The following is a 17,299-nucleotide window of genomic DNA, read 5'->3' as shown; positions in this document are numbered from 1 at the left end:
TCAGTCAGGGAGGCCACCATGGACGCCACCCAGTCCACGCAATACCCGCTGGATCCTTTTCCCCACTATGAACGCATGCGGGCGGCCGCGCCGGTCTTCCACGATGAGCAATCCGGGAGCTGGCATGTGTTCCGGTACGACGATGTCCAGCGGGTGCTGTCCGAGCACGCGACGTTTTCCTCACGGATGGGCGGCGACGCGCCATCGGGTTCAGGCCAGTTGTTCGCGTCAAGCCTGATCACGGCTGATCCCCCGCGGCACCGGCAGCTGCGGTCCCTGGTCACCCAGGCTTTCACGCCCAAAGCAGTCGACGCCCTGGCCCCACGCATCTCCGCGCTCGCGAACGAACTGGTGGACGGAATGGTGGCGCGCGGCGGCAGCGCGGACCTGATCCAGGATTTGGCCTACCCGTTGCCGGTCATCGTGATCTCCGAATTGATGGGCATTCCGGCGCAGGACCGTGAGCGCTTCAAGCACTGGTCGGACACCATTGTCAGCCAAACACGCACCGGTCCGGGCAGCGGCAGCCAGGACACCACCACATCCGAGATGGTCGAGTACTTCCTGGACCTGATCGACCAGCGCAGGAGCCGGCCGGGTGAGGACATGATCAGCAGCCTGCTGTCCGCCGAGATTCAAGGCCAGAAACTCTCGGTGCCTGAACTGCTGGGTTTCTGCGCTTTGCTGCTGGTCGCGGGCAACGAGACCACTACCAACCTGATCGGCAACGCCGTTCTGTGCCTGTCCGAATCGCCCGGCACCCTTGACCGTCTCCTGAAGGAGCCTGCCTTGTTGCCCCAGACCCTCGAAGAGGTTTTGCGCTTCCGCTCCCCTGTCCAGTCGATGTACCGGGTGAGCGTAGCGGAGACCGAGGTGGGCGGCGAACGCATACCGGCCGGGGCACCGATCGTGGCGTGGATCGGCTCGGCCAACCGCGACGAGCGGCAGTTTGAGCGGGCGGCCGAGTTCGACGTCGACCGCAGCCCGAACCGGCATGTGGCGTTCGGCCACGGCATCCATTTTTGCTTGGGCGCACCACTGGCCCGGCTCGAGGCCAGGATCGCGCTGGAGGCGCTGCTCGCCCGCCTGCCCGGGCTGTCCGTGGCTCCCGGAGCCCACCTGGAGCGCATGGAAAGCACCATCGTCTACGGGCTGAAGGCAGTTCCCATCACCTGGCAGGCCTGACCGCAGGGAGGCACTGGCAGTTATCGACTGCCAGTCGTGGATTACTCTGCGGTACCCGTTTTCGTGGCGTAGGCAGTGGCCTGCGCACCCACCTTGCGGATATAGGCGTCGGACTGGTTGTAGGCGTAGATGGCATCCCGCCACCCCTGCGAGGTCGTTAGGTCCCGGCCGTGGCCGCATAGATACGTGGCCGCGCTGAGGGCTGCATCGTCGATATTGAACGGGTCCGCTGTTCCGTCCCCGTTCCCGTCCATTCCTGCAAGTCGCCAGGTGGAGGGAATGAATTGCATGGGACCCACCGCGTGGTCCCAGTTGGCGTCACCGTCCAGGGCACCGGCGTCGGTGTCGGGGATGGCGGCGAAACCTGACCCGTTGAGGCTCGGGCCCACGATCGGCCCGCTGGCCTGGCCCGACGCGTCCAGGCTGCCGCCACCATAGGTTCCGTGGCCTGATTCAACGAAGCCGATGGCGGCCAGCGTATTCCAGCCGATTCCGCAGTGCGGCGTGGAGTCATTGGCCGTGATGGCAGCAGCAACATAGGCCCGCAGGGCACGGGCAGGGATTCCGGTGCCGTGGGAAGCCCCTCGAAGCCATTCGGCGTCGGGACTGCGTGTCACGTCCACGGCGGTGGTCATGCCGCCAGCCCCGGTTTCAAGGGTCACCGCCGCCCGCGGCGGTGGTGAAAACGCCACCCGGGCTTCCGCCCCGGGCTGCCCGATGATCCAAAATGAGAAAACCGCGCTGGCGCAGGCCACGAACAGGCTGAAAACTACAAAGCGTCTTACTCGGAGCACTGACTAATCAAACCACCCAATCCGCGGGCCGGAAGCGTCACAGGGTGGGATCGATCATTGTCATGCCGGCGACGTTCGCTGTGTCGAAACGTGGCAGCATCCCGGCGGCCTCCTCCAAGCCGATGATCCGCTCGATGAGTTTCTGTGGCTCCAGTGCCCCCGATGCGATCAGGGCGAGCATGCCAGGGTAATCCACCGCTGCCATGCCGTGGCTGCCGAAGACATCCAGTTCCCAGGCAATAACACGCGCCATTGGTACGCGGGGATGGCCTTCCACCGGCGGGAGGAGCCCGATTTGGACATGCCGGCCACGGCGGCGAAGGCTAAGGAGCGCGTCAGCGCATGTCTGCTCACTGCCTACGGCGTCAATGGAGACGTGGCTTCCACCAGTGATGGCCTGCACTTGGGAGGGGACGTCCGAACCGTCGGCGACCAGGATGTGATCGGCTCCGAGGGATGCCGCCACCTTAAGGGCACCCGGGTTCCGGTCCACAGCAACCACCTTGCCGCCGAGCGCCTTCGCAATCATGACGGCGCTGAGGCCCACCCCGCCGGCTCCAACGATGGTGACCCACTCGCCGCGGGCAAGGCCTGCCCTGCCGGTGAGTGCACGGTATGCGGTGGCAAAACGGCAGCCCAGGCTTGCCGCAGCCTCGAAACTGACTCCTGCCGGGATGGCGACGAGATTCGTGTCTGCGGCGTGGATGACCACTTGCTCGGCAAAGGAGCCCCAGTGGGTGAAGCCGGGTTGCTGCTGTTCGGGGCAGACCTGCGCGTTACCCCCGCGGCACCACTCGCATGCCCCGCAGCCCTCAACGAAGGGCGCCGTGACCCTGTCGCCGACGGCCCACTTGGTCACCCCTTCACCGACGGCGGTGATGACGCCCGCGAACTCATGGCCCGGGACATGCGGCAACGCTATGTCGTCGTGGCCGGCCCAGGCGTGCCAGTCGCTGCGGCAGAGGCCGGTGGCGGTGACGGTGACCAGGACACCGCCTGACGGCAGCTCAGGTACAGGCACTTGTTGGACAGACAGGGGACCGGCGATCCGGTCCATGACGATTGCACGCATGGATCCCCAGCCTAGAGCACGTTGATGGCAACAATGATGCCGATGATGATGGCCACTACGAGACCCAGCATCATGTAAAGGCCGGCCTTCATTGCACTCGTCTGGACCGGAGCGCCTGTTTGCGGAAGGACCGCCTGCCAGGCCTTGATGGTTTCCAGCCCCTCGTAGTAGGAGAACATCATCAAGGCACTGCCGGCGACGCCTGCAACACCGCCCAATCCCCCTGCGCCGCTCATTGCAGCACCGGCGGAACCGGCACGGTTGAGGGCTGTGCGGTCCTTGTAGTCGGCGACAGCCGCCTTCATCTCCGCCTTCTGCTCGGGCGACGGGTCCGGCGACATTGACGCCCCCACGCCCAGCACGTCATACGTACGGCCCTGGGCTGTCACCACCATCGTTCCCATGCTGGTGAACCGGAATGACGCCTGCTGCACAGGCAAGGAGAGCACGCTCACGCCCGCGGCATCCACCATGCGGAACATCCCTGACGGATCCATGCTGACTATGACGGGCACCGTCTTGGCTCCGTTGATCTTGCTCTTCCGCCAGTACAACAGGGACTTCATCGGTGTTGCGGAAACGTGTGGTGGCATTGTCATGACCACAGCTTAGGCAGCCCCCGGCCCAACTGCCCGAAAGGGACACGGGGAGAACTGCCCCTGGCCATGATCGGTACCATCAGGCATGGGCAGGAAGAACTACCTGATCGAAGGCGGCTCTGGAACCGGCAAGACTGCAGTCTGCAATGAACTGCGGCGGCGGGGCTATGAGGCCATCAACGGCGACCGCGAACTCGCCTATCAAGGTAACCCGGAAACCGGCGAGCCGGTCGGGGGCATCACCGGAGTCGCCGTTCACCGGCACCACCTCTGGAGAGTGGACAAGGTCAGGGCGTTGGCCGCAGACCAGCGGGAAGCGTTGACCTTCTTCTGCGGCGGCTCGCGGAATCTCGTCAAGTTCATCGATCTCTTCGATGGCGTCTTCGTCCTCGAGGTGGACCTGGAAACGTTGAAGCGACGGCTTGACCAGCGCCCGGAGGACGAATGGGGAGGACGGCGAACAGAACGGGACCTGATTGAGCACCTGTACCAAACACGGGAAGAAATCCCATCTGGCGGCATCGCTATCGACGCCACCGCGCCGCTCGCACGCGTGGTGGACGACATCCTGCGGCGCGTCCAGTCAACCGAGCCGGCCTAGTCGTCTTTCCAGACCTGCTGCCTGACAGCCCGGTCAGCGCACCACTGTGCGGTGACCGGCATCAATCCGTTTGGTCCAGCCGCGCGAATCGAGGTGCTCCAGCAGTGGAACCGCAATCCGGCGTGTGGTGTCCAGCGCCTGTCGTGCCTGGCTGGTGGTGAAGGGCTGGGCCAGGCCGGCAAGCGTGCGCATCGCGAGTGCCGGCGCCGTGGGAAGCAGCACCACCCCATCGCGAAGACGCAGCAACCGTCCCGTGCGTTCTGCGGCGGCCAGTTCCCGTGCGCCGAGGCCCAAGGCAGCCAGCTCGTCGGCTTCCGGGGCGTGGAACGCGGCCGCGCTGAGCCTGCGCTCCAACTGGACGATTGCCAGCTCGATGGGACCAAGGTTGTCCTGGCTGCCCGGCAACCGGATGTGGCCACCCTCCTGCTCCAGCTCCGCCCCGCGGATCAGATGGGAAAGCAGCCTCTCCTCAGGCAACCTGAGCAGGTCCCGCGCCGCACCCATGGAAAGGCCCGGGACCAAGGGGTCCTTCTCCTGCAGCGCCTCGACCGCAGTGCGGAGCCGGTGCTGCCATGCCTCCAGGACAGGGGCATGCACCCACCAGTCACCGAAAACCCGCACGCCCTGAGGGGCTTCCGTGCCGTGCCCGGGCAGCAGCCCAAGCTTGCGGAGATGATCCACCTGGACGGCTCCGCGGGCTGCCACTTCCCCCAGAATGTCTCCTGCGGGGTCCATGCCCGAAAGCCGTTCAGCCCAATGCGCGCCGTCACCGCGCCGCCGCAGCTCCGGTGGGTCGGCGTCGAGAATGCGCGCCCCACCCAGGACCGAGCGGCTGCCGGGGTCGCGCAGCACCAGCCGGTCCCCGAGAACCAGGGGCAAGGGCCTGTCGAGGACCAGCCGGGCGTGGTCGGCCCCGAAGGGACGCAGGCGCGCCGGCACGGACGCCGTGCCGACATGAACCATGATTTGCTCGGGCACCTCGGTATAGGCCACGCCGGTAGTGCGGTGGATGCCTACGACGCCGGTGGTGGGCCAGGCGCCAGGGGTAACCAGCGCATCCCCGCGCCGGATGTCCGTTGCGGCTACATCGCGCAGGTTCAACGCCACCCGGCTGACCGGCTCCACCGACGGGTATGAGGTGTCGCGGCTCTGCAGGCCGCGGACCGCCACAGGCCGGGACCCTGAGTGGCCGAGCAGTTCCAACCGGTCACCCTGGGCGAGTGTGCCCGCAGCCAGTGTTCCGGTGACCACCGTCCCGGAACCGGTGATCGTGAATGACCGGTCCACCCACAGCCGGACCCTCCCGGTGGTGGTGGGGGCAGGCACCCGGGCAAGGACGCCGTCGAGCGCTGCACGCAACTCAGCCAAGCCGGTGCCGTCGATGGCCGACACGGCGATGGCTGGAGCATCCCGCAGCCCGGTCCCTGCCAGCTCCGTGCGGGTCCGCGACAGCACGTCGGCGACCCGCTGCCCGGATGCCCGGTCCGCGCGGCTGAGCACGACAACGCCGTGTTCAATTCCGAGCGCGGCGACCGCATCGCGATGGTCGCTTGACTGGGCCTGCCAGCCCTCGTCCGCGGCCACGACGAAGCAGACCACAGGCGCGGGTCCGATGCCGGCAAGCATGTTGCCAAGGAAGCGTTCGTGGCCGGGAACGTCAACGAAGGCAACGTCCTGGCCGGACGGCAACGTTGTCCACGCATAGCCGAGGTCGATCGTCAGCCCGCGGCGCCGCTCTTCCTCCCAGCGGTCCGGTTCCATGCCGGTCAGGGCGCGGACCAGGGTACTTTTCCCGGAATCGACATGTCCGGCAGTGGCAACGACGTGCACGGTTCAGCCCGCCCTGCCTGCGTCTGCCACGTCGAGGGTTGCCAATGCCTGGCGTACGGCGTCAAGAATCCGATCGTCGTCGGCGGGCGGCACACACCGCAGGTCGATCAGGCAGGCGCCATCGTGGACGCGCGGCAGCACGGCAGGGTGGCCGGTGCGCAAGCGTCCCGCAATTCCCTCGGGCAGCCGGAGCGCCCACCCCGGCAGCGGAAAGCCGGGGGCACCGCCGCCGCCCACCCGTCCGTCATGGGCCTCCACGGGTACCCCGAGGGCTTCGGCGAGCCTGTCAGTACGGCGCCGCAACTGTTCGACGTCGGCGTGCAGCGCCTCGACCACCGGCGGCGGCCCACCGGCGACCGTCGCCTCCAAGGCGGCCAGGGCAAGCTTGTCCGCCCGGACCGCACGGGCGAGCGGGTGCCGGGCCAGCCTGGTGATGATCTCCTTGCGGCCCAGCAGCAAGCCGGCCTGGGGCCCGCCCAGCAGTTTGTCACCGCTGGCAATGACGACGTCCGCACCGCCCGCTAAGGCGGAGGCAACATCCGGCTCGTCGGGCAGGTAGGGATCGGGAGCCAGCAGCCCACTGCCCAGGTCAGCCACAAGCGGGATCCCATTTGCGGCAGTCAGCCGGCTCAGTTCGTCAATCGAAACTGCGGACGTGAAGCCGTCCACGCGGAAATTGCTCGGATGCACCTTGAGGACGCAGCCTGTGTCCGGCCCGAGGGCGCCCGCGTAGTCGTGCAGGTGGGTCCGGTTGGTGGTGCCCACCTCGCGAAGCACCGCGCCCGTCGACTCCATCAAATCGGTCAGTCGAAAGCCTGCGCCGATCTCGACGAGTTCTCCTCGGCTCACAACTACCTCCCGGCCGGCGGCCAGGGCTGTGGTGGCCAACACCAGTGCAGCCGCCCCGTTGTTAACTACCAGGGCGTCCTCGGCCGCAGGACAGGCAGCGAGGAGGGCAGCCCGGGCGCCGGCACCGCGGCGGGAGCGGCTGCCGTCTGCCAGGTCCAGCTCCACGTCAACGTAGCCGCTGGCAGCGACAAGGGCTTCCACCGCGGCTGCGGAAAGGGGGGCACGGCCGAGGTTCGTGTGCACGATGACACCGGTTGCGTTCAGCACCGGGCGAAGGGTTGTTGCTTTCAATGAAGCGACGGCGGCCAGCAGGGCGGGTTCCACCTTGCCGGGAGCCAGCTCACCGCGGCGGGCCTGCTCCTGGACCTTCCGGACGAGTTCGCGGACGACGCGCTCATTCAGCCGCGTCCGGGCCTCGCGGACGGCCGGCAGCGCCAGCAGGTCGTTCGTGCGGGGAATCAGCCGCCGGGGATCGACCTGGTCCACAGCCCTCCTCTTTTCGCGGCAATCACGCCGGTAGTTTGGCGGTGGCGGACGGGAATCGAACCCGCCAGGCCGAGATGCTCAGCCTCACCGGTTTTGAAGACCGGGGGGCCCACCAGGACCCGGACGCCACCGCGCCTCAATATAGCAGGGTTAACTGGAGGGGTACGCTTGGCGGGTGAATGAGGCTCAGACATCAGTCCAGCAAGTTGATGATGGTGTTGCCGGTGCGCTCCGGCTCACCGACTATGCCCACGGTGGGGGCTGCGCCTGCAAAATTCCGCCCGGTGAACTCGAGGATGCGGTCCGTGGCCTGATCGGCCAGCCGGGCGCGGAGGTCCTGGTCGGCCTGGACAGCGGCGACGACGCCGCGGCGGTCCTGGTCCGCGATGATCTGGCCGTCCTTACCACCGCTGACTTTTTTACTCCCGTGGTCAACGATGCCTTCGACTGGGGCAGGATTGCGGCCGCCAATGCCCTCTCGGACATCTACGCGATGGGTGGCAAGCCAGTCACGGCGATCAACCTTGTCGGGTGGCCCCGCGGTGTCCTGCCGATGGAATTGATGACCGAAGTCCTCCGCGGGGGGCTGAGCGTGGCATCCCAGGCGGGCTGCCCGGTGCTCGGCGGCCACTCCATTGACGATCCTGAGCCGAAGTACGGCATGGCCGTTACTGGCGTCGCCCACCCCGACCGGCTGCTCCGCAACGACGCCGCGCAGCCCGGGCTGCCGATCACGCTCACCAAACCACTCGGCGTCGGACTTCTCAACAACCGGCACAAACAGACCGGTGAGGTATTCGCTGAAGCGCTGGAGACCATGGCGGCCCTCAACCGGGACGCAGCCGACGCCGCGGTTGCCGCCGGCGTCCGGGCGGCCACCGACGTGACGGGTTTTGGGCTGCTGGGGCACCTTTACAAGATGGTCCGCGCTTCGGAAGTGGGCGCCGTGATCGATCTGAAGGCCGTTCCGCTGATCGAGGGCGCGCGGGAGGCCCTCCGCGACGGTTTCGTCTCCGGCGGGACCCGGCGCAACCTCGATTGGGTGCGGCCGCACCTGGGCTCAGCCGCGGGTGTCACCGAAGACGACCTGCTGCTTCTGGCCGACGCCCAGACCTCAGGCGGCCTGCTGGTGGTCGGCGAGCTGCCGGGCTACCCCGTGATCGGCCACACCACCGCTGGGCGGGGCATCGAGGTCCGCTGACCCGCTGCCCCCTCAGCTGGCGGTGGTGATCGCGTCCCCGGTCACCCCGGCAGCACGGCGGGCAGCGAGCCGGTTCTTCTGGGGTTCGATGGTGTACCGCGGATCCCTGGCAGAGGCGAGGCCAGCTTCGAACACGCCGAAGCGGGTCAGTGCCGAAGCGGACAGCAACGCCAATCCTGAAACTGCCGCAACCACGCGGTTGCGTCCTGCGAACAGTGTCCCCAGGCCGCCGGCCAACGCCAACCGCTCGCTCCACTTCAGCATGGTGCCCGCCTTGCCCTGGTGCAGGGGCTCCGCGGCCACCGGATCCATCCGGTGCTCCATCACCTTCATGGCAGCGACGTCGCCCAGGACACCGAGCACAGCAAGTTTCCGGGCGGGCCCTGTCTCGTGGATGGGTGTGGTGACCATGGCGAGGCCGGCAGAAGCGAGGCATGCCGAACTGACGAAGACGAATGGCAGTTCCTCATGCGCGGCGTTCCACGTCGGGGTGGCGGTGTCGCCAAGCAGGACAGCCGTGTACGCGGCCAGTGGCCCTGCGAAGACCGCCGCTTCGACCCCTGCCGTGCCTTCAACTGCATGCAGGACCTTCCGCAACGGACCCAGCGGAAGCCGGCTTCCCGTCATCCGGTCGATTTCCGCCACCGCCGTCACGGCCGTGCCCGCGCTGAAGGCGCTGAGGATCCACGAGCCAACACTCATGGGCGACGTCACCTTGAAGGTCCGCAGCATGTGCAGGAAACGCTCCGGCCTGCCCAGGTCCTTCACCAGGGCAACGGCGCCGGCGCTTACTGCCGTCAAGGCGCCCAGCCGGGCGTTGCGGCGAAGGATTGGCCGGCCGGTCAGCTGACCGCCAAGACCGAGGAGGGCCGATCCACCTGCCACCCCGCCCAGAAAGAGGTAGATGGCCACGTCGTCGCCCCATGGAGCCGGTTTGACCACCGGACGGCCGTAGTACGAGGTGAACTCGGGCTCCGGCACCATGGGCATTTCCCGCGAGCCGTCACCATTGTCCCGGCGGCGGCCGGTGCCGCGCTTGCCGCCCTGCCGGCGGCGGGCAGGCTCTGAGGGACGGAAGCTGTCGAACTCTGAGAGGGTCACGCCCGTCCTCCCAGGAAGGCCAGCGCAGCGGCCGCGGCCATGCCCGCCACGGCCATTCCGGCCCGGCGGTACATCTTCGGCAAGTCTGCGGTGGGAACCCGGGGGTCCGGCGGAAGACCGTACACTTCGGGTTCGTCGAGCAGCAGGAAGACTGATCCGGTTCCGCCGACGCCGTCGTTTTCGTTCGCCCCGTAAAGCCTTGCCTCGGTCATGCCCTGCGCATGCAGGGTGGCCACCCGTTCCCGGGCCGTGTCCACCATGTCATCGTGGTCGCCGAACTTGATGGACGTCGTCGGGCATGCCTTGGCGCATGCAGGCGTCTGGTCATCAACCAGCCGGTCGTAGCACAGCGTGCACTTCTGGGCGATGCCCTCGTTGGGGACGGCGGGATGCTTGGCGTGCTGTTCTTCCCTGCTGCTGGCAACCTTGACCGTGCCGTTGCTGCGGCGCTCGATCACGCCGAAGGGGCAGCCGGCCACGCAGGTTCCGCAGCCATTGCAGACGTCATCCTGGACCACGACAGTGCCGAACTCGGTGCGGAACAGTGCGCCAGTGGGACAGACGTCAAGGCAGCCGGCGTGGGTGCAGTGCTTGCAGACATCCGAGGACATCAGCCACCGGAAGTCAGCGGTGTCCGGCGGGGTGGTATCAGCGTCCGCCAAGTCCGTGACCGGCGCTGCCGCGGCCGGAGGACCAATGCGGGGCATGCCCAGGCTGACCAGGGCGCGGCCTGATTCCCGCGCCTCAACAATCCGTTCCTGGCCCTGTTCGATGAAGGCGACATGCCGCCAGGTGCTGGCACCCAGCGATCCGGTGTTGTCGTAGGAGGACCCGAGCAGTTCCAGGTTTCCGTCCTGCGGGTTGTGGTTCCACTCCTTGCAGGCAACTTCACAGGCCTTGCAGCCAATGCAGATCGAGGTGTCGGTGAAGAACCCCTTGCGCGGATGATTGTGCTCCCAATGGGCATCGGCGGTGGGGTCGGTCGGTCCGGACAGCTGGCCCATCTAGTCCTCCGTCGTCGGGTCGGTGCCCGGAACGCCACCGGCAGGCGGCGTTCCGGGCGGGGCAATGTGTGCTTCAACTGAAGCGGTGGGAAGCGGGCTCATCAATGCTCCCCACCCTCGGTGCTGCCCTTTTCATCGGGGCGGGGTTGGAGCCCTTCCACCGCGGGATCGGTGACGGCGCGGTTGCCGGTCTCAATGGTCACGCCGGCCCGTTCCTGGTACTCAGCAACCAAGGCAAGCAGCTCCTTCCCGCGGGGCCGGCGGCCCGGCCGGATGTCACAGGATGCCACCTTCGATTCCTGGATCTGGACGTTGGGATCCAGCGTCACACCCAGCAGGTCGTTGGCAGCGTCGCCGCTGACGACGGCATTGCTGCCGACGCCCCAGTGGTAGGGCAACCCGATCTGGTGCACCGTGTGGCCACCAACCTGGAGGGGCGCCATGCGGTCAGTGACCAGCACTTTGGCCTCAATGGCGGAACGCGCCGAAATAATCGTGGCCCACCCATAAGGTTCAAGACCGCGTTCGGCCGCCAGCTGCGGCGAGACCTCGCAGAACATCTCCGGTTGCAGCTCGGAGAGGTACGGAAGCCAACGGCTCATGCCGCCCGCCGTGTGGTGCTCGGTCAGCCGGTACGTGGTGAAGACATACGGGTAGACGTCGGAGCCACTGGTCCCTGCGCTTGGGGCACTCAGGTTGTCCTTGCGGGGGAACACCAGCCGCGCGGGGTTCTGCTGCTGCGGGTACAGCGCGTTGGCCACCGGTGACTCCTGCGCCTCGTAGTGCGTGGGCAGGGGTCCGTCCATGAGGCCCTTCGGCGCAAACAGCCAGCCCTTGCCGTCAGCCTGCATGATGAAGGGATCATCACCGCTGAGGGCGGCAGGACCACCAACCGAGGGATCGGGTTTGCTGCCCGGGGCGCGGTCAACCGGGAAGTCGGGCACGTCGTCTCCGACCCATTTGCCCTGCTCCTGGTCCCACCAGATGTATTTCTTCCGCTCGCTCCACGGCTTGCCGTCCGGGTCCGCCGAGGCACGGTTATAGAGAATCCGGCGGTTGGCCGGCCATGCCCAGCCCCACTCCGAAGCAGCCGGTCCCTGTTCCTGGCCCGGCTTGCGGTTGGCGGCATGGTTGAAGCCGTCAGCGTAAACACCGGTGTAGATCCAGCAGCCGCCAGACGTGGATCCGTCAGCCTGCATCTCCGTGTAGGAGGACAGGGGTTTCCCTGCGTCCGGACCCGCCAGGTGACGGCCGTTGATCTCGGCAAGGACCGACTCGGCATCGGGATCGCCGTGTTCGTCCGTGGGATAGTCCCAAGTCAGGTCGAGCAGGGGACGGTCGCGCTCATCCTGGGAACCGGCCAGCCTCTCCCGGATCCGCTTGCCCAGTTCAAAGAAGAACTGCAGTTCGCTTTGGCACTCCCCTGGCGGTGCAACCGCCTGGTGCCGCCATTGCAGCAGCCTTTGGGTCTGGGTGAAGGATCCGGCTTTCTCGACGTGGGTTGCCGCCGGCATGAAGAACACCTCGGTCTCGATGTCTTCGGTGCGCAGCTCCCCCGATTCGATCTCCGGACCGTCTTTCCACCAGGTAGCGGACTCGATCATGTTCAAGTCCCGAACCACGAGCCACTTCAGGTGCGACATGCCCATCCGCTGCATCCGGCCATGAGCCGAACCCACTGCAGGATTTTGTCCGAGGATGAAGTAGCCCTCCACCTCGTCCTCGAGCATCCCCATCACGGTTTCGTACGTACCGTGCGCTCCGGTCAGCCTGGGAAGGTAGTCGTAGGCCCAGTCGTTGTCCGCGGTCGCGGCGTCACCCCACCATGCCTTCAAAAGGCTGATGGTGTAAGCGTCCGCGTTAGCCCAGTAACCTTTTTGCTGCTTCGACCCAATAACGGACAGATACTCTTCGAGGCTGTCGTGGCGGCCCGCGCTGGGCATCGGCAGATACCCGGGCAGCAGGTTGAACAGCGTCGGGATGTCGGTGGAACCCTGAATGCTGGCATGTCCGCGCAGGGCCATGATGCCACTGCCCGGGCGTCCCACGTTTCCGAGCAGGAGCTGCAGGATGGCGGCACCCCGGATGAACTGCGTTCCCAGCGAGTGCTGGGTCCAGCCAACGGCATAGGCGAAACAGGTGGTCCGGTCGCGTCCGGAGTTCTCCGTGATGGTACGCGCCAGGTACTCGAAATCCGCCACACTGATGCCACACATGTCCTGCACCATCTCCGCCGTGTAACGGGCGTAGTGCCGCTTCACGATCTGGAAGACGGTCCGGGGGTCCTGAAGGGTATCGTCCCGCTGGACTTCGGCGTGCTCCAAGGGCGGACCACCACTGCCGTACGAATGGCCGGTAGCGCGCGCCGTCCCATTGGCCCCGTGTTCCGACCCGGGCCCGGGCTCGTCGATGGCGCCGTCCTCACGTTCGGCGTACGCCCATGACGACGTGTCGTAGGCACCCTTCTCCGGATCGAAGCCGGAGAACAGCCCGCCCAGATCCTCGGCATCGCGGTAATCGTCGTGGACCAACGTGGCAGCGTTGGTGTATGCGCTGACGTACTCCTTGAACCAGAGATCATTGCTGATCACGTAGTTGATGAGCGCGCCAAGAAGCACGACATCCGAGCCGGCCCGGATAGGTATGTGCTTATCCGAGACGGCAGACGTGCGCGTAAAGCGGGGATCGACGTGGATGACCTTCGCTCCGCGTGCCTTCGCCTCCGCTACCCACTGATAGCCCACAGGGTGGCACTCGGCCATGTTGGAACCCTGGATGACGATGCAGTCGGCGTTGGCCATGTCCTGCAGTGATTGCGTTGCACCACCGCGTCCAAACGAGGCTCCCAAACTGGGAACCGTGGCGGAGTGTCATATGCGGGCTTGGTTCTCGGTCTGCACCGCCCCTGCAGCCGTGAAGAGCTTCTTGATGAGGTAATTCTCTTCGTTGTCCAGGGTCGCGCCGCCCAGCGAGGCGATGCCCATGGTGCGCCGCAGCAGCCGGCCTTGGTCGTCTTCCTGCTGCCAGGTCCTGCGGCGGGTCTCGATAAACCGGTCCGCCACCATGTCAATGGCCGTCTCCAGGTCCAGGTGTTCCCACTCAGTGGAACGCGGTGCACGGTAGAGCACCTTGGTCTGCCGGCCCGGCGAATTGACCAGCTGCTCGCTGGCAGAGCCTTTGGGGCACAGCCGGCCGCGGGAAATGGGGGAATCCGGATCGCCCTCGATCTGGACTACCTTTTCGTCCTTCACATAAACACGCTGTCCGCAGCCGACGGCGCAGTAGGGACAAACGCTCTGCACCACACGGTCAGCAGTGGCGGTGCGTGGAGCTATTGCCTTGGTCTTGGCCGATGTGACCGCTGGGCCACGGCCAAGCAGGTCGCCCGTGCTCAGCTGACGGACGACCGGCCATTGAAGAAAACTTCGCGGTGCCATTTCTGGAGCTTACCCCGGACCACGGCAGGTGTAACAGGACATGGTTGGGCGTGTCCCGTTCGAAGCATTCCCAGTGAAGTTCCAGCCGAGGAACCAGGGGGAAGATGGCCGGGAATACAACGCCTGCACGTCTACTTATACGAACAGATCAGTTCGATTAAGGAGGAGCCTGATGACAAAGCGCCGCACCCGATCGGTGGACAGGATCCTGGAGGCAGCAGCAGGACTGTTCTATGAGTCCGGCATCCGCGGGGTCGGGGTGGACGATGTGGTCGCCGCATCCGGAGTCTCCAAGTCGACCCTGTACACCCACTTCCGGACAAAGGATGACCTCGTGGCTGCTTATCTGGCCCGCACGGACGTCGCCTGGCTTGAACAGTTACAGTCCGCAGCCCAACAGGCAGCCCAGCCCCGGGACCGGCTCGTGGCACTTTTTGACGCACTGTCGGACGCGTTCGACCGGCACGGATTCTTCGGGTGCCCCTTCGTCAGTGCCGGTGTGGAGGCAGCCCTGGACTCGGCTGCCAGACAGGCCACGCTGCACCACGTCAAGCGCCGCTACCAGTGGCTCCTCGAATTGAGCCGGGAGGCGAACGCCACGGACCCGGAACACCTTGCCGGCCATCTTGGGCTGCTGATCGATGGGGCGCTTGCCACCGGCAGGCTGACCCAGTCGCGCTCAGTAGTCAACGCCGCGAAGTCGTCTGCCCGGGCAGCAGTCCTGTCCCAAACCCCGCGACCCACCCGCCAAAAGGAACACGATAATGACGTCTGAAAAACCCAAAACCCTGATCCTTCTCGACCATCCCGATATCAGCCAATCGCGCGTGAATCGTGCCCTCGCTGCCGCTTTGGAAGGGGCTCCCGATCTTGCCGTGCGTGACTTGCGGCGCCTGTATCCGGACGGCCGGATCGACGTCGCGGCCGAAAGGGCAGCGGTGGAAGCGGTGGAGAACATTGTTCTGCAATATCCAACGCACTGGTACGCCCCTCCTGCATTCCTCAAAACCTGGCTCGATGAGGTGCTTATCCGCGGCTGGGCCTACGGCACCGGCGGGCCGGGGGCGCTTGCGGGCAAAACGCTCCGGGTTGCCACCAGCACAGGGGGTACCACGGAGGCATACTCTCCTAGCGGCTTCCATGGATGGGACTACAGTGACATCCTCATTCCCCTGCAGGCGACAGCCCGCCGGCTGGGCATGCAGTGGCTCAGCCCGTTCATCCTGCACGGGGTACGTGACCTGACCGACGAGCAACTGCACGGCCAGGCGCAGGACTACAGGAACATGTTGGTGTCAGGGTCTGTTCCCGACCCCGTGTCATGACGCCGGAAGCCAGGGACTTGCCAGCCAACGATTTCCAAGCCCGTGGCATGGGTATCCAACGGCACATCCGGCTGGCAACGCCGCGTCGGTGTCACTTCGTCTTCTCGCTGCGGGCGATCGCGGCGATGGCGGCGTGCGGCCGCCGGCGGGGGTCGTGCCGTGTTTCCACGTCCAGGACCTCGAAGCCGGCGTCCCGCAGCATCGCACTCATTTCGTCAACAGACCAGTAGTACGCCGTGGTGACCGCATGGTCGAAGGGCTCGCCGGACTCGCCCTCGAAGAAGCCAACAAGCAGGCGCCCCTGTGGTTGCAGGATGCGCCGGAACTCCGTCAGGACCGGGGGCAGTTGCGTGGGTGCGAAATGGATAAGCGAGTACCAGGCCAGGACGCCGGCATGGTGGCCGTCGGGCAGGTCGAGGGCACGAAGCGACGCCACCCGGAAGCGCACCTCCGGGAAGCGGGCGCGGGCACTCCGGATGAACTCGGGGACGAGATCAACACCGGAGATATCCAGTCCCTGCCCCTGCAGAAAGTGGGTCCAGTGCCCGGGGCCGCACCCGGCGTCGAGCACTGGTCCGGTAAGTCCAGGCCCTCCAAGTCCCCCGGCCCACCGTTCGATACGACGGCGGTCCAGCTCGGCCATGTCCTTTACGGAGCCAAGAAGGCTCTCGTACTCTGCAGCCCGGGCACCGTAGGCATGGAGCACTTCGTCATCGGTCACGCAGCGAGTCTAGAAAATGTTGCTCCTGAAAGGAGCCCAGACACTCGTGATCACCCGGGCGATGTCTGCGGGACGGCTGATGAAAGGTGAGTGGCCCGGCTGCTGCGGTACGAGCAGCGCTGTTGCCCAGACGCTGTCGGCGTCAGTGCAGTCGGCGTAAGGGACTTCCCGTCCTTCTGCACAGCCGCTGTATCCGCCGCCAGCGAGCCGCGATGCAGACGAGGAACATGGACAGTCGACCCCTGCTCCCGCAGGGCCTTTGCGAGCCGGTCAAAGTGGGCGGGCTGGTGCCACATCCCGTGAACGAGTACCACCTCGGCCTGCTGTCCCATGCTCACATCTTAGGGACGCGCCCGTGCCGCCGGTCATCACGCTGTTCGACGGCTACAGTGGACGGGTGCACATTCAGGCCGTCCTCTTCGATCTGGACAACACCTTGTTCGACCATTACACGTCTGCCCGTGCGGGCCTGAACGGCTTCCTACGGCACCTCAACCAAGAGCCCAGTCGGGAGCTGGAGCGTTCCTGGTTTGAAATCGAGCAGCTCAACTACGTCCGATTCCTGGCAAAGGAGATCCCATTCCAGGAACAGCGCCGCGAGCGGCTCCGTCAGTTCCTCCCTTTAGTCGGAACGGTTCCTCCCGGAACAGACACGCAGCTAGACGAAATGTTCGCTGCCTACCTGCGGAACTATGAGCAGGCATGGGTAGCGTTTCGGGATTCGGCGCCAACGTTGCAGGCCCTTACTGCCCTTAATCTGCGGGCCGCCGTCGTCACCAACGGCAACCAGGATCAACAAGCATCGAAGATCAGGAGGATCGGCCTCGAGCCATTCCTGGACGAGGTCTTCAGCTCCGAGATGACCGGCCACCCCAAGCCTGATCCTGAAGCCTTCCTCGTGCCCTGCCGGAGGATGGGGGTGTCCCCCGCGGAAACGTTGTACGTCGGGGACAACTATGTCGTCGATGTTGCCGGGGCCCAGGGCGCTGGCCTGCAAGCAAGGCACCTCGACAGGAATGGCACTGGACCAAGCGCCTCGCTGCGAAGCCTTGCAGACTTGGTGACCATGTTGAGCTGAAGCCGCAAAACCAGCC

At 66.0% G+C, this 17,299-nt stretch carries 15 protein-coding genes and 1 tRNA gene; 6 read left to right on the top strand and 10 right to left on the bottom strand.

Going from position 1 to position 17,299, the window contains the following annotated elements:
* The first annotated feature begins 18 nt into the window (after positions 1–18).
* Positions 19–1,185: a cytochrome P450 gene (locus JCQ34_RS08815; protein WP_286403849.1), complete on the top strand. Its 1,167-nt coding sequence runs from the start codon at positions 19–21 to the stop codon at positions 1,183–1,185.
* 41 nt (positions 1,186–1,226) lie between these two features.
* Here JCQ34_RS08815 and JCQ34_RS08810 read toward each other — a convergent pair whose 3' ends face one another.
* The 3 genes from JCQ34_RS08810 to JCQ34_RS08800 all read right to left on the bottom strand — a co-directional run bounded on the left by JCQ34_RS08810 (position 1,227) and on the right by JCQ34_RS08800 (position 3,650).
* Positions 1,227–1,820, bottom strand: coding sequence for a lytic transglycosylase domain-containing protein (locus JCQ34_RS08810; protein ID WP_350310814.1), 594 nt, complete (start codon positions 1,818–1,820; stop codon positions 1,227–1,229).
* Positions 1,821–2,016: 196 nt separating this feature from the next.
* Entirely contained in the window at positions 2,017–3,051 is a 1,035-nt protein-coding gene (locus tag JCQ34_RS08805) for a zinc-dependent alcohol dehydrogenase family protein (RefSeq protein ID WP_286403846.1), read from the bottom strand.
* Positions 3,052–3,062: 11 nt separating this feature from the next.
* A complete protein-coding gene (locus tag JCQ34_RS08800) occupies positions 3,063–3,650 on the bottom strand; it encodes a hypothetical protein (protein WP_286403843.1) in 588 nt (195 codons plus the stop codon).
* Between the two features lie 85 nt (positions 3,651–3,735).
* Between JCQ34_RS08800 and JCQ34_RS08795 the strand changes: the two genes are divergently transcribed.
* Complete coding sequence (locus JCQ34_RS08795; protein WP_286403840.1) at positions 3,736–4,251, top strand: AAA family ATPase; 516 nt, start codon at positions 3,736–3,738, stop codon at positions 4,249–4,251.
* A 33-nt stretch (positions 4,252–4,284) separates the two neighbouring features.
* Here JCQ34_RS08795 and selB read toward each other — a convergent pair whose 3' ends face one another.
* The 3 genes from selB to JCQ34_RS08780 all read right to left on the bottom strand — a co-directional run bounded on the left by selB (position 4,285) and on the right by JCQ34_RS08780 (position 7,547).
* The gene (gene selB, locus JCQ34_RS08790; protein ID WP_286403837.1) at positions 4,285–6,081 is read right to left on the bottom strand and encodes a selenocysteine-specific translation elongation factor; all 1,797 of its coding nucleotides are present in this window, start codon (positions 6,079–6,081) and stop codon (positions 4,285–4,287) included.
* Positions 6,082–6,084: 3 nt separating this feature from the next.
* Positions 6,085–7,416, bottom strand: coding sequence for an L-seryl-tRNA(Sec) selenium transferase (gene selA, locus JCQ34_RS08785; protein ID WP_286403836.1), 1,332 nt, complete (start codon positions 7,414–7,416; stop codon positions 6,085–6,087).
* A gap of 36 nt (positions 7,417–7,452) precedes the next feature.
* A tRNA-Sec gene (locus JCQ34_RS08780) sits at positions 7,453–7,547 on the bottom strand.
* A 44-nt stretch (positions 7,548–7,591) separates the two neighbouring features.
* Here JCQ34_RS08780 and selD point away from each other — a divergent pair.
* Positions 7,592–8,617, top strand: coding sequence for a selenide, water dikinase SelD (gene selD / locus JCQ34_RS08775; RefSeq protein WP_286403834.1), 1,026 nt, complete (start codon positions 7,592–7,594; stop codon positions 8,615–8,617).
* Between the two features lie 12 nt (positions 8,618–8,629).
* Here the strand turns inward: selD and nrfD are convergent, their stop codons facing one another.
* From nrfD to fdh, 3 genes are all read right to left on the bottom strand, one after another.
* Complete coding sequence (nrfD, locus tag JCQ34_RS08770) at positions 8,630–9,718, bottom strand: NrfD/PsrC family molybdoenzyme membrane anchor subunit (RefSeq protein ID WP_286403832.1); 1,089 nt, start codon at positions 9,716–9,718, stop codon at positions 8,630–8,632.
* Positions 9,715–10,722, bottom strand: a complete 1,008-nt coding sequence (locus JCQ34_RS08765) for a 4Fe-4S dicluster domain-containing protein (protein WP_286403829.1) — start codon at positions 10,720–10,722, stop codon at positions 9,715–9,717. The genes nrfD and JCQ34_RS08765 overlap by 4 nt, the downstream gene beginning before the upstream one ends.
* A gap of 101 nt (positions 10,723–10,823) precedes the next feature.
* Positions 10,824–14,159 carry a formate dehydrogenase gene (gene fdh, locus JCQ34_RS08760; protein ID WP_286403827.1) on the bottom strand — a complete coding sequence of 1,112 codons (3,336 nt, stop codon included), beginning with the start codon at positions 14,157–14,159 and terminating at the stop codon, positions 10,824–10,826.
* Between the two features lie 172 nt (positions 14,160–14,331).
* Between fdh and JCQ34_RS08755 the strand changes: the two genes are divergently transcribed.
* Together JCQ34_RS08755 and JCQ34_RS08750 are read left to right on the top strand one after the other, a co-directional pair.
* Positions 14,332–14,934: a TetR/AcrR family transcriptional regulator gene (locus JCQ34_RS08755; protein WP_286403825.1), complete on the top strand. Its 603-nt coding sequence runs from the start codon at positions 14,332–14,334 to the stop codon at positions 14,932–14,934.
* Positions 14,924–15,484: an NAD(P)H-dependent oxidoreductase gene (locus JCQ34_RS08750; RefSeq protein WP_286403822.1), complete on the top strand. Its 561-nt coding sequence runs from the start codon at positions 14,924–14,926 to the stop codon at positions 15,482–15,484. The genes JCQ34_RS08755 and JCQ34_RS08750 overlap by 11 nt, the downstream gene beginning before the upstream one ends.
* Positions 15,485–15,575: 91 nt before the next feature.
* On the opposite strand, the gene JCQ34_RS08745 is transcribed toward JCQ34_RS08750, so the two are convergent.
* Entirely contained in the window at positions 15,576–16,205 is a 630-nt protein-coding gene (locus JCQ34_RS08745) for a class I SAM-dependent DNA methyltransferase (protein ID WP_286403819.1), read from the bottom strand.
* A 355-nt stretch (positions 16,206–16,560) separates the two neighbouring features.
* On the opposite strand from JCQ34_RS08745, the gene JCQ34_RS08740 reads away from it, so the two are divergent.
* Positions 16,561–17,283 (top strand): HAD family hydrolase, encoded by a 723-nt coding sequence (locus tag JCQ34_RS08740; protein WP_286403816.1) that lies wholly within the window; start codon positions 16,561–16,563, stop codon positions 17,281–17,283.
* Positions 17,284–17,299: the final 16 nt, after the last annotated feature.

The organism is Pseudarthrobacter defluvii (assembly GCF_030323865.1).
GTDB lineage: Bacteria > Actinomycetota > Actinomycetes > Actinomycetales > Micrococcaceae > Arthrobacter > Arthrobacter sedimenti.
The sequence above is the reverse complement of the archived record's forward strand: the minus strand, read 5'-3'. Positions and strand labels throughout refer to the sequence as shown.

What these genes read in the sequence shown, in the direction of transcription:
- JCQ34_RS08815 (WP_286403849.1), top strand. Translation starts at nt 19, where the DNA reads ATGGACGCCACCCAGTCCACGCAATACCCGCTGGATCCTTTTCCCCAC.
- JCQ34_RS08810 (WP_350310814.1), bottom strand. Translation starts at nt 1,820, where the DNA reads ATGACCACCGCCGTGGACGTGACACGCAGTCCCGACGCCGAATGGCTT.
- JCQ34_RS08805 (WP_286403846.1), bottom strand. Translation starts at nt 3,051, where the DNA reads ATGCGTGCAATCGTCATGGACCGGATCGCCGGTCCCCTGTCTGTCCAA.
- JCQ34_RS08800 (WP_286403843.1), bottom strand. Translation starts at nt 3,650, where the DNA reads ATGACAATGCCACCACACGTTTCCGCAACACCGATGAAGTCCCTGTTG.
- JCQ34_RS08795 (WP_286403840.1), top strand. Translation starts at nt 3,736, where the DNA reads ATGGGCAGGAAGAACTACCTGATCGAAGGCGGCTCTGGAACCGGCAAG.
- JCQ34_RS08765 (WP_286403829.1), bottom strand. Translation starts at nt 10,722, where the DNA reads ATGGGCCAGCTGTCCGGACCGACCGACCCCACCGCCGATGCCCATTGG.
- JCQ34_RS08755 (WP_286403825.1), top strand. Translation starts at nt 14,332, where the DNA reads ATGACAAAGCGCCGCACCCGATCGGTGGACAGGATCCTGGAGGCAGCA.
- JCQ34_RS08750 (WP_286403822.1), top strand. Translation starts at nt 14,924, where the DNA reads ATGACGTCTGAAAAACCCAAAACCCTGATCCTTCTCGACCATCCCGAT.